14 protein-coding genes are annotated in these 15,516 nt (G+C 41.8%); 9 read left to right on the forward strand and 5 right to left on the reverse strand.

All coding sequences use genetic code 11. The features are described 5' to 3' along the window. Nucleotides 1-15 precede the first annotated feature (15 nt). The 7 genes from QZ407_RS06030 to QZ407_RS06060 all read left to right on the forward strand — a co-directional run bounded on the left by QZ407_RS06030 (nt 16) and on the right by QZ407_RS06060 (nt 6,431). Complete coding sequence (locus tag QZ407_RS06030) at nt 16-1,341, forward strand: MFS transporter (RefSeq protein WP_295768689.1); 1,326 nt, start codon at nt 16-18, stop codon at nt 1,339-1,341. Between the two features lie 13 nt (nt 1,342-1,354). Next, nucleotides 1,355-2,083: a (Fe-S)-binding protein gene (locus QZ407_RS06035; RefSeq protein WP_295768692.1), complete on the forward strand. Its 729-nt coding sequence runs from the start codon at nt 1,355-1,357 to the stop codon at nt 2,081-2,083. 11 nt (nt 2,084-2,094) lie between these two features. After that, complete coding sequence (locus QZ407_RS06040) at nt 2,095-2,589, forward strand: DUF6265 family protein (protein WP_295768694.1); 495 nt, start codon at nt 2,095-2,097, stop codon at nt 2,587-2,589. Between the two features lie 86 nt (nt 2,590-2,675). Beyond that, complete coding sequence (mtaB, locus tag QZ407_RS06045; RefSeq protein ID WP_295768696.1) at nt 2,676-3,995, forward strand: tRNA (N(6)-L-threonylcarbamoyladenosine(37)-C(2))-methylthiotransferase MtaB; 1,320 nt, start codon at nt 2,676-2,678, stop codon at nt 3,993-3,995. Between the two features lie 28 nt (nt 3,996-4,023). Beyond that, the gene (locus QZ407_RS06050; RefSeq protein ID WP_295768698.1) at nt 4,024-5,196 is read left to right on the forward strand and encodes a prolipoprotein diacylglyceryl transferase family protein; all 1,173 of its coding nucleotides are present in this window, start codon (nt 4,024-4,026) and stop codon (nt 5,194-5,196) included. A gap of 1 nt (nt 5,197) precedes the next feature. Then, nucleotides 5,198-5,662: a GtrA family protein gene (locus QZ407_RS06055; RefSeq protein ID WP_295768701.1), complete on the forward strand. Its 465-nt coding sequence runs from the start codon at nt 5,198-5,200 to the stop codon at nt 5,660-5,662. After that, nucleotides 5,643-6,431, forward strand: coding sequence for an inositol monophosphatase family protein (locus QZ407_RS06060; protein WP_295768702.1), 789 nt, complete (start codon nt 5,643-5,645; stop codon nt 6,429-6,431). The genes QZ407_RS06055 and QZ407_RS06060 overlap by 20 nt, the downstream gene beginning before the upstream one ends. 117 nt (nt 6,432-6,548) lie before the next feature. On the opposite strand, the gene QZ407_RS06065 is transcribed toward QZ407_RS06060, so the two are convergent. The 3 genes from QZ407_RS06065 to QZ407_RS06075 form a co-directional block, all read right to left on the reverse strand. Beyond that, on the reverse strand, nt 6,549-7,100 hold the full coding sequence (locus QZ407_RS06065) for a NifU family protein (protein WP_295768704.1): 552 nt from the start codon (nt 7,098-7,100) through the stop codon (nt 6,549-6,551). Nucleotides 7,101-7,185: 85 nt separating this feature from the next. Then, nucleotides 7,186-8,529 carry an adenylosuccinate lyase gene (gene purB, locus QZ407_RS06070; protein WP_295768706.1) on the reverse strand — a complete coding sequence of 448 codons (1,344 nt, stop codon included), beginning with the start codon at nt 8,527-8,529 and terminating at the stop codon, nt 7,186-7,188. A 70-nt stretch (nt 8,530-8,599) separates the two neighbouring features. Continuing rightward, nucleotides 8,600-9,652, reverse strand: a complete 1,053-nt coding sequence (locus QZ407_RS06075) for a zinc-binding dehydrogenase (protein WP_295768708.1) — start codon at nt 9,650-9,652, stop codon at nt 8,600-8,602. 320 nt (nt 9,653-9,972) lie between these two features. On the opposite strand from QZ407_RS06075, the gene QZ407_RS06080 reads away from it, so the two are divergent. Together QZ407_RS06080 and QZ407_RS06085 are read left to right on the forward strand one after the other, a co-directional pair. Continuing rightward, nucleotides 9,973-12,186 carry a hypothetical protein gene (locus tag QZ407_RS06080; protein WP_295768710.1) on the forward strand — a complete coding sequence of 738 codons (2,214 nt, stop codon included), beginning with the start codon at nt 9,973-9,975 and terminating at the stop codon, nt 12,184-12,186. Nucleotides 12,187-12,198: 12 nt separating this feature from the next. Continuing rightward, a complete protein-coding gene (locus QZ407_RS06085) occupies nt 12,199-12,957 on the forward strand; it encodes an OBAP family protein (protein ID WP_295768712.1) in 759 nt (252 codons plus the stop codon). A gap of 17 nt (nt 12,958-12,974) precedes the next feature. Here QZ407_RS06085 and QZ407_RS06090 read toward each other — a convergent pair whose 3' ends face one another. Both QZ407_RS06090 and QZ407_RS06095 read right to left on the reverse strand, forming a co-directional pair. Continuing rightward, on the reverse strand, nt 12,975-14,039 hold the full coding sequence (locus tag QZ407_RS06090; RefSeq protein ID WP_295768713.1) for a LamG domain-containing protein: 1,065 nt from the start codon (nt 14,037-14,039) through the stop codon (nt 12,975-12,977). A 16-nt stretch (nt 14,040-14,055) separates the two neighbouring features. Continuing rightward, nucleotides 14,056-15,516, reverse strand: a complete 1,461-nt coding sequence (locus tag QZ407_RS06095; RefSeq protein ID WP_295768715.1) for a RagB/SusD family nutrient uptake outer membrane protein — start codon at nt 15,514-15,516, stop codon at nt 14,056-14,058.

The following is a 15,516-nucleotide window of genomic DNA, read 5'->3' on the forward strand; positions in this document are numbered from 1 at the left end:
AACTTAGCTCAATCAATGGAAACCAAAAACAATCCTAAAACCATACGCGCGTGGGCAATGTTCGATTGGGCAAACTCGGCTTACAACCTGGTTATAACCTCTACCATTTTCCCGGCATATTACACGGCTATAACTACAACTAAAGAGCGGGGCGATAAGGTAAGCTTTTTAGGGTATCAGTTTGTCAATACCGCCTTGCAAGATTATGTGCTGGCTGCGGCTTATATGGTTGTTGTTTTGCTGCTTCCAATTTTAACTTCAATAGCCGATTACCGCGGCAATAAAAAGAGTTACATGCAACTCTTTACCTGGATGGGCGGGTTATCGTGCTGTGCCTTATTTTTCTTTAAACTGGAAACCCTTGAGATAAGCATGCTCTGGTTTGCATTAGCAGCCATAGGTTATTGCAGCGGTGCCGTGTTTTACAATTCATATTTACCGCAAATAGCATCTTTGGAACAGCAGGACAAGGTAAGTGCAAAAGGATTTACTTACGGCTACATTGGTAGCGTGGTTTTGCAAATAGTATGCTTTGTGTTCGTTTTGAAACCGGAACTATTTGGTATTACAGATGCAAGTTTACCGGCCCGACTTTCATTTTTACTGGTTGGTTTATGGTGGCTGGGCTTTGCACAAATTCCATTTTACAAATTACCAAAAGGACAGCCTAATAATGCAGGTAATCACAATCAAAATGTATTAATCGGAGGTTTTAAGGAGCTTGGGAACGTATTGCATAAAATAAAATCAATGCCTGTATTAAAGCAGTATTTGTCAGCTTTCTTTTTCTACTCTATGGGCGTACAAACCGTTATGCTGGTTGCAACCGGCTTTGCTGCTAAGGAACTGCATTTGCCTCAAGAAAGCTTAATTGCAACAATCTTGATAATTCAGTTGGTGGCTATTGCCGGTGCTGCATTAATGTCGAGGCTATCGGCAACTTATGGCAACGTAAAGGTACTTATAGGAGTAGTGATAATTTGGATTGGTATATGCTTTGCCGCCTATTTTACCCAAACCGAAATGCAATTTTATTTACTTGCGGTAGTGGTGGGCTTGGTGATGGGAGGTATTCAATCGCTTTCCAGGTCAACGTACTCCAAGTTTTTGCCGCAAAATATTACCGATACAGCATCTTTTTTTAGCTTTTATGATGTAACCGAAAAACTGGCAATTGTAATCGGATTGTTTACATTTGGCTTTGTTGAGTCGTTTACAGGAAGTATGCGTAACTCAACGTTGGTGCTGAGCCTGTTTTTTATTGCAGGTATGTTGCTGTTAATTTTATTGATGCGTACACAAAAACGTTCGTTACAAAACATTACAGCCGGCACTGTGTAAACGTACGTAAGAAATGAAAATTGAGTTATTTGTACCGTGTTTCGTTGACCAGTTATTTCCCGACACGGCCTTCAATACTGTGAAAGTACTGCAAAAGGCAGGGTGTGAAGTAAACTTTAATGCCGAGCAAACCTGCTGTGGCCAGCCTGCATTTAATGCCGGTTTTTGGGATGATGCCAAAGAAGTGGGCAGCAAGTTTTTAAATTCATTTGGAGATGATGACGTGATTGTAACGCCATCGGCTTCATGTACAGGTATGGTGCGCAACTATTATAATGATTTATTTACCAATACCACGGCCCACAATAAATGCCGCTCGGTACAAGGCAACATTTACGAGCTAAGCGACTTTTTAATAAATATACTTCAGATTGATGCTTTTGGTGCTGAGCTGGACGGTCGCGCAGTATTTCATGATAGCTGTGCCGGACTGCGAGAGTGTAAGATAAAGGATGAGCCGCGGCAACTATTATCCAAAGTATACGGCCTCGAACTGGTTGACTTACCCGCAGGTGAAACATGTTGCGGATTTGGTGGTACCTTTGCGGTGAAATTCGATGCAGTTTCAACCGCTATGGCGCAACAAAAGGTTGAAAACGCTCTAGCTGTTGATGCCGATTACATCATATCTACCGATGCATCTTGCTTGCTCCATTTGCAGGGTTATATTGATAAAAACAATCTGCCTATTAAAACCTATCATATTGCCGATGTATTGGCCAACGGGTGGGGTAACGTTTAGCAAATAAAACTATGTACAAATCGCTTTCGGCTTTAATTGTTGTATTATTCATCTTTGGTTTGCAGGCGTTTGCCCAGGTGAAAAATTTCAAGATAAACGATTTATCCTTTATGGCTGGAACATGGACATTAAAGCACCAATGGGGCGATATGGAAGAGTTTTGGGGACCGCCCATGGGTAATAATATGGTGAGCAGTTACCGTTGTGTAAAGGATGGTAAAGTGGTTTTCTATGAGTTTGTTGTTATAGAACAAACAAATGGTGATCCTGTTATGAAAATGCGGCACTTTAATCCAGGTAGCATAGCCTGGGAAGACAAAGATAAACCACACACGTATAAACTCATTGTCCTCACCAAATCAAAAGCTGTATTTGAAGATGATAAGAAGGAGGTTAAGTTAACCTATGAGCGCACATCTTCAACAAAGATGAATTGCATTTTGGAGGAGAAGGACAAGAAAGGTAAATTACAAAAGGATATATTTGCCTACACCCTTAAGCCATAAAATGGTCAAAACATAGCGATGGCTTAAACCAACCCAACCACTCACTTCTAACTAGTCATTAAATTATTTATCTTTGCGGCTTGATAATGAACAAGAAAGTCGCTTTTTATACACTGGGTTGCAAGCTCAACTACTCTGAAACGTCAACGTTAGGTAGATTACTTAATAATGCTGGTTTTGAAACAGTTGAATTCACCCAAACTCCTGATGTTTTTGTAATCAATACATGTTCGGTAACTGAGAATGCCGACAAAAAATGCAAGAAGATTGTAAAGGAAGCGCTTAAAATTTCTCCTAATGCCCATGTAACTATTGTGGGTTGTTACGCACAGCTTAAACCGCAGGAAATAGCCCAAATACCGGGCGTTGACTTAGTTTTAGGGGCGGCAGAGAAGTTTCAGTTGGTTGATCATTTAACAGATCTTACTAAAAAAGAAAAGACGGAAGTTTTTAATCAGCCGGTATCAGAAGCCAATCAATTTATTTCATCTTACTCGTTTGGTGATCGTACCCGTACTTTCCTGAAAGTGCAGGATGGGTGCGATTACTCTTGCACCTTTTGTACCATACCCATGGCCCGCGGCGCCAGTCGCAGCGATACCATTGAGAGCGCGGTTAAGCAAGCATATGAAATTGCCGCTTCGGGTGTCAAAGAAATTGTACTTACTGGTGTAAACCTTGGAGACTTTGGTATACGCGACGGTATTCGTCACGATAAATTTGTTGACTTGGTAAAAGCTTTAGATGAAGTGGAAGGCATTGATCGCATTCGTATTTCATCAATAGAACCAAACTTGCTTACCGATGAAATTATTGAATTTGTAGCTGGTTCCAAACGTTTTGTACCGCATTTCCATATTCCGCTGCAGTCGGGCTCTAATAAAATATTAGGCTTAATGCGTCGCCGCTACCGCAGAGAATTATATGTTGACCGTGTTGCCAAAATCAAAGAATTGATGCCCGATTGTTGTATTGGTGTTGATGTTATTGTAGGCTTCCCCGGTGAAACCCGTGAAGACTTTGTTGATACGTATAACTTCCTGAATGATCTTGATGTTTCTTACCTGCATGTATTCACCTACTCTGAGCGTGAAAACACCATGGCAGCCGAAATGAGCGGCGTTGTGCCAGGCTCAACACGAGCCGACAGGAGCAAGATGCTTCACATATTATCTGAAAAGAAACGTCGCGCATTTTATGAATCGCAACTCAATAAAAGCGACGAAGTACTGTTTGAGGGCGACAACAAAGACGGCTTTATGCATGGCTTTACGCGCAATTACGTAAAAGTGAAAGCCAAATTTGACCCCGTACTTGTTAACGAATTAAAGACGGTGAAACTCACCGCCATAAGCCCCGACGGCGACGTTGAAATAATCGAAAGCGAAGAAATATTGGTTCATTAACCTTATATTCGCTTCAAAATACTACCTCATGTTCCCATCTATTTCCGACCTTATTAACTATTTAACCGGTTGGCACCTACCAACTTTGCCTATCCAAACCTTTGGTTTTTTTGTGGCATTAGCGTTTATGTCGGCTTACTGGGCGTTTGTTCAGGAGTTTAAACGCAAAGAAAAATTGGGCTATGTTCACCCGCTTCAAAAAACGGTTACCGTTGGCGAGGCTGCATCAACTGGTGAGCTGGTGAGTAACGCCATATTTGGTTTTATTATAGGGTACAAGCTGCTTGATATCATACTCAATTACAATTTGATGGTTGAGGATACACAAGGCTTTTTACTATCAGGCAGGGGTAACATTTTTGGTGGTATAATTGGTGCAGCAGGCATTGCCTACTGGGCCTATTACGAAAAGAAGAAGGAACAGCTTGCCGAACCTGTTACCAAACAGGTGCTGGTTCATCCGCATGAGCTGATGGGTAATATATTGGTTTGGGCAGCCATTTTTGGTTTTGCCGGTGCAAAGCTTTTTAATGCGCTCGAAAACTGGGACGAATTCATGGCCGACCCTGTAGGTATGTTGATTGGCTTTAGCGGATTAACCTTTTACGGCGGGTTGATTTGCGGTGGAGCTGCGGTATTATACATAGCAAACAAGAATGGTGTCAAACCACTCACCATGTTAGATATTGGTGCTCCCGGAATGATGCTGGCTTACGGTGTTGGCCGCATTGGGTGCCAGATGGCAGGCGATGGCGACTGGGGTATACCTAACCTTGCAGCAAAACCAAACTGGCTAAGCTGGGCACCTGATTGGATGTGGTCATTCAGGTACCCGCATAACGTAAACATGGCCGATCATGACAACCCTATTGCGGGCTGTGTGGGCAAATATTGTTATGAACTTAAACTGCCTGTTTACCCTACACCTTTTTATGAGTGTGTAGTTTGTATTCTGCTTTTCCTTTTCCTTTGGAGTATCCGCAACAAAATCAAATCGCCGGGTGTAATGTTTGGTATCTACCTCATATTGGCCGGTGTTGAACGCTTTTTTGTTGAATTAATAAGGGTGAACACTAAGTATCATCTGTTCGGTATATCATTTACACAAGCCGAAATGATTTCATTGTTTATGGTTATTGGTGGTATTACGTTAATACTTGTGGGCCGCTCAAAGCATAAAATGCAAGTTACCAATGGCTGATATGCCATTTTTTAAACGCGCAAGCCAAAATAAATTCGCACGGTTTTTACTATCGGCAGGCAGTGGTTTCCTGGTTGATGTTCTGGCATTCCGTATACTTGAACGTTACATATTTACCCAAGACGTATATATATTATTAGGACACCGAACCAGCAATATTGCTTTAACGCTTATTGTGTCATTTACCTTGGGTGTGATGGTTAATTTCTTATTTACGCGCTACCTGGTGTTTAATGAGTCGAGGTTACCATTTATGCAACAGTTTATGCGTTTTGGCCTTGTAGCTTTCGTTGGCTATTTTGCCAACTTAGAAGTGCTTAAATTCTTTGTAAAGCATTTACAAATGGATCCCACTGTTGCGCGTATAACGGCTGCTTTAAGCTTATTCTTCGCAAGCTTTTTTATACATAAGGCATTCTCATTTAATCTCTCATTACGTAAAAAACATGCTTCAACAAATAACTGATCAGGTTACAGAGATAGCCCGCGAGGCAGGCGATTTTATACGCCAGGAACGCAAAAACTTCAGTGCCGACCGTATTGAGTTTAAAGGCTTAAACGACCTGGTATCGTACGTTGACAAAACAGCTGAGCAAAAAATTGTAGCTGCATTACAAAAGATTTTGCCTGAGGCCGGCTTTATCACAGAAGAAAAGACATCAACCAAGGTGGGTGAGCGTTATAATTGGATTATTGATCCGTTAGACGGAACCACAAATTTTATACATGGCTTGCCTGTATTTTCGGTTAGTATAGCATTGCAGGAATACGATAAGCTGGTAGCCGGTGTTGTTTACGAAGTCAATCAGGATGAATGCTTTTACGCCAGTGCTGATAGTGCGGCTTACCTTAATGGCAAAGAAATTAAAGTAAGTGCTGCACCTGCTATTGCTGATAGCTTATTAGCTACCGGTTTCCCTTACTATGATTTTACGAAGCAGACGCAATACATTAATTTATTTACTGAATTGATGAAAGGCTGCCATGGCATCCGTCGTATGGGTTCAGCAGCGGTAGATTTAGCATACACAGCATGTGGCCGTTTTGAAGCATTTTACGAATACAATTTAAATGCGTGGGATGTTGCAGCAGGCATTGTTATAGTGAAGCAAGCAGGGGGAGAGGTTGTTAACTTCAGCGGTGGAGAGGAAGTGATCAATACCCGCGAATTGTTAGCTACAAACTGCAGAATAACGAAGGAGATGCTGGAGATGATAAATAAATACTTCGTGTAAGTCATCCCCATCAGCTAGCAAATAGCCGGCGGTGTTGATTTTAAGTACATAAAAAATATTAAGGCCGGGTTAGAGTTACTAATCCGGCCTTAATATTTTAAATCTATCTGTAGAAACTTACAACGCTTCTGACACTACTTCCTGTACTTCGGGAACCATGCGTTTCAACAAGTTTTCGATACCCGATTTAAGAGTGATAGTTGATGATGGGCAACCACTGCATGAGCCGCGAAGCTCAACAGTAACCACACCTTCGTTAAATGATTTGTAGCTGATGGCACCACCATCCTGTTCAACCGCAGGACGCACATAATCATGTAAAATCTGCTGAATTTTTACTTCAGCTTCAGTACCTTCAAAATTAGGAGCTTCGTCTGTTTGAGCTTCCTGTACAGTAAGTTCTGACTCTACAGCGCCCTTAACAAACTCTTTCAGTATTGGCTCAATATCGGCCCATTCACTATCTTCAGTTTTGGTTACAGTAACAAAGTTGCTGGCGAAAAATACGCCGTTTACAAATGAAAACTTAAAAAGCTCCTTAGCAAAGGTTGATTTTTCGGCGCTCTCTTTTGTAGCATAATCTACACTGCCGTTAATAAGCAACTTGTTCACAATGAACTTCATGGTTGCCGGGTTTGGGGTAGATTCGGTATATACATTGATATTCATGACGATGCAGTTTTACAATAAGAACAAATTTAACCAGCTTTTTGATTTAACAATACGTTGTGCTTGTATTTGACCTCAACATGACTTATACACCGGTATAGTTTTGGGGTGTAATTTCTTTGAGTTCGGCTTTTACTTCAGCGCTTACGTCTAACCCTTCAACAAATTCGGCAATGCTTTGAGCGTTAATTTGTTGATTAGTACGGGTAAGGTCTTTTAAGGCCTCATATGGATTAGGATAATTTTCGCGGCGCAAAATAGTTTGGATAGCCTCGGCCACAACTGCCCAGTTATCTTCCAAATCCTGATTTATGGCAGCCTCGTTCAGCAGCAGTTTGTTCAAACCGCGAATCGTTGATTTAATGGCAATTAGTGTATGTGCTACAGGCACACCAATATTACGTAACACAGTTGAATCAGTCAGGTCGCGCTGCAGGCGTGATACCGGTAATTTAGCAGCCAGGTGCTCAAAAAGTGCGTTAGCTAACCCTATGTTACCTTCCGAATTTTCGAAATCAATAGGGTTTACCTTGTGCGGCATGGCCGATGAGCCTACTTCGCCTGCCTTTATTTTCTGTTTAAAGTAGTTCATGGATATATAGGTCCACATATCGCGGTCTAAATCCATAATGATATTGTTAATGCGTTTCAACGCATCGCAATGCGCGGCGAAATTGTCATAGTGTTCAATTTGCGTAGTGCGTTGCGAACGGCTTAAGCCCAGTACACTATTCACCAAATTATTGCCAAAATCAACCCAGTCAATAGCAGGATAGGCCACGTTATGTGCGTTAAAATTACCTGTAGCGCCACCAAACTTAGCCGAAAAAGGTATTGCTTTAGCAAGAGTTAACTGGCTTTCAATGCGCTCAACAAACACTTCAATTTCTTTACCTAAACGGGTTGGCGATGCCGGTTGACCGTGTGTATGTGCTAATAATGGCACAGCCTTCCAATCCTCAGCATAACCTTTTAGTACGCTTAGTAAATCCTCAATTGCAGGGTAGTAAACTTCATGCAATGCCAATTTAAATGAGTATGGTATTGCGGTGTTGTTAATGTCTTGCGAGGTTAAGCCAAAGTGAATAAACTCTTTATATTGCTGCAGGCTAAGCGCATCAAATTTTTGTTTAATGAAGTACTCAACTGCTTTAACGTCATGGTTGGTGGTTTTTTCAATGTCTTTAATGCTTTGCGCATCTGCTTGAGTAAACTGTTCATAAATACTGCGTAAGCTACCGTAAGTCGCTTTATCAAAACCGTTTAGCTGTGGCAGCGGATGCTCGCACAAAGCAATAAAATATTCAACCTCTACATAAACACGGTATTTAATTAAGGCATACTCTGAAAAATAAGCCGATAACGAAGCAGTAGCATGATTATAGCGGCCATCTACCGGAGATATAGCCGTAAGCGGGGTAAGCGACATAGAAACAGTTTTTTGCGCAAAGTTAACAAAGTAGCCGAAACTTGCTTAAACTGGTTTTACACGGTACTGCTCAAATTTTAAGCGCTACGAAAACTGCCCCTGTCTTAGCCTTGTCTTGGGCTGTTTCAAAAGCTTCATTGATGTTTTCCAGCTCATAAGTATGGGTAATTAGCATTTTTGCGTTCAACTTGCCTTTGGCTACCAGGTCCAAGCACATCTTCATTTCTGAATGTATACCCCAAAATGAATAACTTGCACTGGTAATAAGTTTTATTTCGGCCATTTGAATATGTTGCCATTCAAGTGGTATAGCTGTAAGCCCCGGGTCAAAGCCGCCAACAATAACAACTTTACCGCCAATACGGGTGCCTGATATTGCCTGGGGCAGCGTAACAGGCATTGATGGACCGCCTGCGCATTCAAATGCGATATCAACGCCTTTATTGTTTGTGAAATCCAATACGCGTTGCTTTACATCTTCCTTTTCACTATTGATTACCAGATCGGCGCCTAATTCTCTGGCAACTTGCAAAGATGATTCAACAACATCAGTTATAATTACATCAGCGCCGCTAAGTTTAGCCAGCTGTAATTGCCCTAAACCAATTGGTCCGGCCCCGGTGATTAAAACGGTATCGTTTAGTTTGATACCACTGAGTTGTATAGCGTGTAAGCAAACCGAAAACGTATCAAGTACGGTAGCCTCTTCAAAACTCACATGATCTGGCAGTAAATGAAACTTCTCTGCCGGGCCGGTAAGGAATTGCGCAAACGACCTTGATACGGTTTTCATGCGTACATTGTACAGGTTAGGGCAAAGGTTGTATTGCTGTACCCTGCACCAATCACATGTACCATCACCAAGTACGGTTTCTATTACCACACGGTCTCCCGGTTTAACGTTTTTTACGTTACTTCCAACTTCAACAACTTCACCGGCAACTTCATGTCCCATTATTTCATGCACCAGTTCAGGTTCTTCTTTCTTCCAATGCCTGAGATCTGTTCCGCATATGCCCGACATTCGTATACGTGCCAGCACCCAATCAGGGTGAGGTATTTCAGGACGGTCAACTTCTTCTACATTAAAATCACCTTGCTCGGTTTTGAGCGCAGCAGTCATTTTGCACATAATAATACAATTAAATCTATGGTTAATATTTATGGCCGTAAACGATGAGCAATTAAATGCGGCAGTAGTAGTTGTGTAACAGAAATTGTTGAGTATGGTTTTTGGGGTTTTTAATTACAAGTTAAAATAACCTGACTAAATGAAATATAAATCTTTAAAACTTAAAGTTGTGTGTTGCTGTTGTTCTTACACTTGCTAGTACTCAGGCAGCGTTCGTGCTGCTGTATGTTCGGATGATAAACTTGTATTGCTTCAAAGTAAAATGAGCGTAAAATCGAAAATTTAACCATAACAATTATTCACAATTAATTATGTCTAACCAAAGTTCAATATGGGCGGTAGCCTCGGCCAATAAAATTGCCCATTGTAAGAATGATCCCCTGTATCAATGCACAATTAAAGATTTCGGATTTGAGTTACAAAATCATGGTAACTCTTTATGGATTGTTATAACCAACAATAGTGATGTTAGGATTGGGTTTCGTACAGCGTTTTCATCCACTGATTTTACTAATGTTGATTTCCGTGCAGACGACGATAACACTCTGAAAATTAAGTGTAGTGCTGTTTTCGGTGACTATTCCATTGAAGTTGAATGGCCCAATACTGAAGAAACCATATTGCATTATAAAACTGAATTTATACCTGCTGAAGACATTGTTGTGCCTTTTTGGCCAAGGGATATTGTTATAACAGGCAAAAACGGAAGTACAAGTGATACCAAGGGCGATGTTTATATATCGCAAACCGGAACCCGGTCGGGCTTGATATATGCAGGAGTAACCAAGCCTAAAGGAGTTTCTTTTTTATATTTTCAAAACTTAACCTCACTTGGTGCTTACAATATAGATACTGAAACTTCGGCAGGCAACGTAGTAGGGGGGCAATGGCCCGAATTGGGTTTGAGCCTGCCCACAGCAACCGAAAAACCGATGAAGGCACAACAGATTTATACCCTGTCTGACGCCTATGTTTGCTTGTCAAATAAAACACCAATTGATCAGTTTGAGGTTGCCAAGGGGTTTATGAACTCATTGGCACAATTGTACCTGTTACTGCCACGTCCCGAAACAGAGTATCACAATTATCTTGATATATTGAATAGTGCCCTGCATGATTTGCAAACTAACAAGGGCTGCTGGTCGCACCGAAGCGGGCATCCGTATTTAAATGCGTATGTATCAGATTACGAAACTCCTCCCGAAATAATGGTACAACTTGCAGTATTGCTTCCGGTTACAGAGTACATCAAATGGAGCGAACGTGATTGCGCAATTGAGCAAGACATTAAGCAAGGTTTACCTGCGTTTTATAATGATGAGTTAAAAACAGTAATGCGTTGGTTACCCACCGAAGAACACATGCTTGATGAATCAGAAGAGCAAAAGGTGCCTATGGTTATGGATTCGTGGTATCTGCATCATCCGCTGCTTAACCTTGCCCGCCTTGCTTCGGCCGGTGATGAGGAGGCTAAGGATTTGTTGCTTAAATCGGTTGACTTTGCTATAAAAGTAGCTCATCATTTTAAATATGAGTGGCCTGTGTTTTACCGTATGGATACCCTTGAAACTGTAAAGGAGGAAGCAAAGCCCGGCGAAGGAGGTGAAAAGGATGTAGCTGGCCTTTATGCTCACGTAATGCTGCAGGTATGGGAAATTACCGGCGATAAAAAATATTTTGAAGAAGCCGAAAAAGCCGCTCAAACCATGACGCGCTATGGGTTTGATGTTTTTTATCAGGCTAACAATACCATGTTTGCTGCTAAAGCAATGATTTTACTATACAGGGAAACCAAAAAGGACCTTTACCGCGACCTGAGTTACCTGTTTCTGGCTAATGTATTTAAAAACGTGGCCCTTTGGGAATGTACTTACGGTTATGGAAAGCACTTCCCAAGCTTTTTTGAATTATTTCCGTTAAGTGATGCGCCTTACACAGCTGTCTATGAAGAACAGGAAGCTTACTCAGGCGTGCACGAATATTTAAGCTATGCCAACGGGTTGGACATATTGCCATCAGTAAATTTGCTATTAGCCGAATTTGTACGCTATATGGTTAACCGTGCTATTTACTACTATCCGCCTATGCTTCCTAAAGAAATGCTGTCTGAAGAAGTAAAAACCGGTGAGCTTGATCCGAATTTGTGGATTGCTTTAGAAGACATTCATGACGGCTGGGAAAAGTCGGGCAGTGTTGGACAGGAGGTGTACGGTGCAGGATTGGCGTTTGGCATTGTGCCGCGTCAATACATACGCCTTGCCGATGCGCACTTTATGATATTTGTGGACTATCCAATTGCAGAAAAAAAAGTTTCTAAAAATAAGGTGAAATTTAAGTTTTTGGGAGATGGACGCCTTACCTGCCGTTTATGCATAGTTCATGATGGAGATAATGTACTGCCTGCTATTAAAATTGAAAGTGTAATAGAAGGCAAAAAATCAGAGATTAAATGTATTAACACAACAGATAAGGAATTTGAATATAAAGTATCGGGTAATACTGATGTAGTAATTAGTTGGAGTTAAACAATGACAAGTATGAAAAAGATACTAATGATGATTTCGCTGGCACCACTGGCAATGTCATGTGGGGGCGATAACACTAATTCAAAAGTTGAAGCACCTGGTGCTGAAAAAAGCACTCACGAAAAAGTGTTAGAATCAGGTGCTGAAATCATGCAATCAGAAGGCCCGTTAAAAGCCTTCAGCACATATCTTGATGGGTTTCATTTTTATAACGGAAACCTTAAAGCACAAATGGAGGCCCATCATTACACCGCACAACTAAATGAGGATGTGTACCAAGCTATTATATTTGATGGTAACGGCAAAGATGCCAAAATAATGGGTATCGAATATATAATAACCGACAAGCTTTTCAAGCAACTTTCTGAAGAAGAAAAACGGTTATGGCACAGCCATGTTTATGAAGTGAAATTGGGCGAATTAATTGCGCCAGGCTTGCCTGAATTTGCTGAATTAGAGCTAATGAAAAAGCTGGTATCTACCTATGGTAAAACCATACATACGTGGCATACAGATCAGAATCGCACGTTGCCGTTAGGAAGCCCTATGTTAATGATGGGATTTACTAAGGCTGGCCAGCTAAATAGCCGGTTGGTTGCTGAAAGGGATGCCCGGTTTAAAATCTCAACTAAAGATAAGAAAGATGCACGAAAAAAAATACCACAACCAACCATCATTGCTGGTGCCAATGCTTGGGAACAAGGCCAAGTAAGACAGTTCACTTTATCGTCCAATGCCGATTCTGCGTTACAAAAACATCAGGTGCATTAGTGACCAAAAAAGCCGGATTAATCCGGCTTTTCATTGTTATATATGCGTCCAACTTCATCGGCGCTAAGTACTTTATTATAGTAGCGTATATCGTCTAGCGAGCCCTTGAAAAACGATCCGCCGTAAAAGTAATCAGGATTGCTACTGTCGGTAAAATTAAACTTGTCCTTAGGTAGTTGCTGACCAATAGCTAAGTTTACGGGCGATACCAGCTTAGCCAATGTACCCGAAAGGCTTTCTGTTTTCGTTTGAACGCCATCAACATAAAATGTTATTGCACCGTTACCAAATGTTACTACGGCATGATGCCATTGTCCTACAGTCATTTTACCCGGGTTACTATCGCGGTCGTAAGTGGCGGCAGTAGTTTTCATGGTCAGGAACAAAAAGTTATCGGTCTGTAATTGAAATTTGAAGCCATTCCACCTGTTTAACGAAAGCATGTAGTTGTCTCCAAAGGTTTCTTTAGGATTTACCCACAAGCTTATGCTCATTACCTCGGGATTGAGACTAGCGGTGTAAGGTACCTCAATGTAAGCACCGTTACTAAACTCATAAGCATTACCGGTTTGGCCAAACCTATCAGTAGTTAGTACAGGTAGTGTGCCGCCATCAACAGGGCTTTTTTCGGTTCCAACGATCCCACTTTTTAAAATTCCGTCATGCTTATTAGGTGTCGCATCAAGTGCATTACCCGCAAATAGCCATTTAGCTATCAGGTTTTCGGCAGCAACTTCGGCAATTGCCCGCTGGCTAAACGCTCTAACGGCACGCCTTAAGCTCGAGAAGGCGCTGTTAACCTCTTGTTGGGTGTACTCGCCATTGTTCACTGTATTTGCCATATCAATGGCCTTTTTTAATTCTGCGCGGGCCTGTTTAGGATACTGACCCACATCGCGGCCTTCCGGCGAGTTTGAATAAACGGTATTAACCGAATCTGTGAGCCTCTTAAGCTCAGCCTTATTAGAGTTTACATCGCGTTCATTATCATCCTTACCACATCCGGAAAATACAACAACAGTTGTAGCAAGGCCAATAGCAAAGTATGTAAGCGTATTTGATTTGTTTATTCTAAAAATCATAAGCCTGTTCAATTATTTAGTTTATTGCCGGATTAGTGTTGCGCTCATTTTGCGGAATAGGGAAAAACCTATTGGTAGTGTAATTGAAGTTAGGTGCACCTGGTTTTAAAGCGGCTTCAGCATACACCTGCCCGTAACGCATTACATCAAAAAAGCGCTGAAACTCCAGCGCAAGTTCACTGCGTCGTTCGCGTTGAATAAGTGTGCGCAATTGCGCCTGGTTTGTAGTTGTAACATTTGCAAGCAAACCTGCGGGCGCGGTGCCGCTATAGTTTTTGCGTGCCCGATCGCGCACCTTATTCAACGGTACCAGTGCTGCTGAACTTTGATTTTGTTCATTTAATGCTTCCGCTTTTACCAGTAAAATATCTGCCAGGCGGAGAGCTTCGTAATTAAGCGCCCCATCGTTTTTAGTTGTTGTTGGAACTTCACTTAAAGGCTGGATATGTTTTTTTGACAAATACCCTGTTGTTGACCATGCCGGTTTAAATTGCGAATCATAGTAAGGCTTTCCGGTACGTGCGATGGTCATGTCCAGGCGGGGGTCGTTTGCCTCAAAATTATCAACCAGGTTTTGGGTGGGGTAAAAAACGCCTGCACCATTCAAATCGCGCGGGGCAAACCAATAGTTTAAGCTGTTGCCCTGTAAGGGCTGGGCGTTACGTATATGCCACACTGAAAATATAACCTCACTATTATTTTTAGCCGATGCGCTAAAGTTATCCATAAAGTTGTCGGTAAGCGCATAGCCTAATGCTTCAACCTGGTTAGCATAGTTTACCGCTTCGGTATATTTTTTTTGAAATAAAGATGCTTTTGCCAAAAGGGCAAGTGCTGCACCTTTTGTAGCCCGGCCTGCATCATTAGTGGCGGCCCACTTTTCAGGTAGCGCAGCCGCAGCTTCGGTTAGGTCTTTCTCAATTTGAGTGTATACCTGCGTCTGCGTACTGGCAGGCATGGCTGCGTTTTGCTGCGTGGTAACGTTTAAGCGTAATGGTATGCTGCCATAAAAGTTGGTAAGATTAAAGTAATAATAAGCCCGTAAAAACTTTGCTTCGCCCAACAGTAGTTTACGCACCTCGGTTGAGGTGCCTGTGTTTTCGGTAGCCAAACCGTCCGTCACAATATTACAGCGGCCAATGCCATCATAGTAGCGCGACCATAGTGCCTGCACTGCCGCATTTGCAGGTAAAATGTTATAAAGGTCAACGCTGGTATAATCGGCTTGTTCGCCGGCGTTACCGCCTATAACAACATCATCAGTTGCTATATCGCCTAACACCCAAAGCGGGTTGGCAGCAGCATCACTGAAGGTTAAAGGTATATAAGCCGCATTAATGGCTGTGCGGGCGGTGGCATCGTTTGCAAAAAGGTCTTCATTAGAATAATAGCCTAAGGCTGGCTCATCCAAAAATTTTTTACAGCTTGTGGCAGCCATCAACCCAAGTATTACAGGTAAAATGTATCTTTTTTTCAT

Origin of the sequence: uncultured Mucilaginibacter sp. (genome assembly GCF_913773635.1) — a bacterium.
In the GTDB taxonomy this organism is placed as follows: domain Bacteria; phylum Bacteroidota; class Bacteroidia; order Sphingobacteriales; family Sphingobacteriaceae; genus Mucilaginibacter.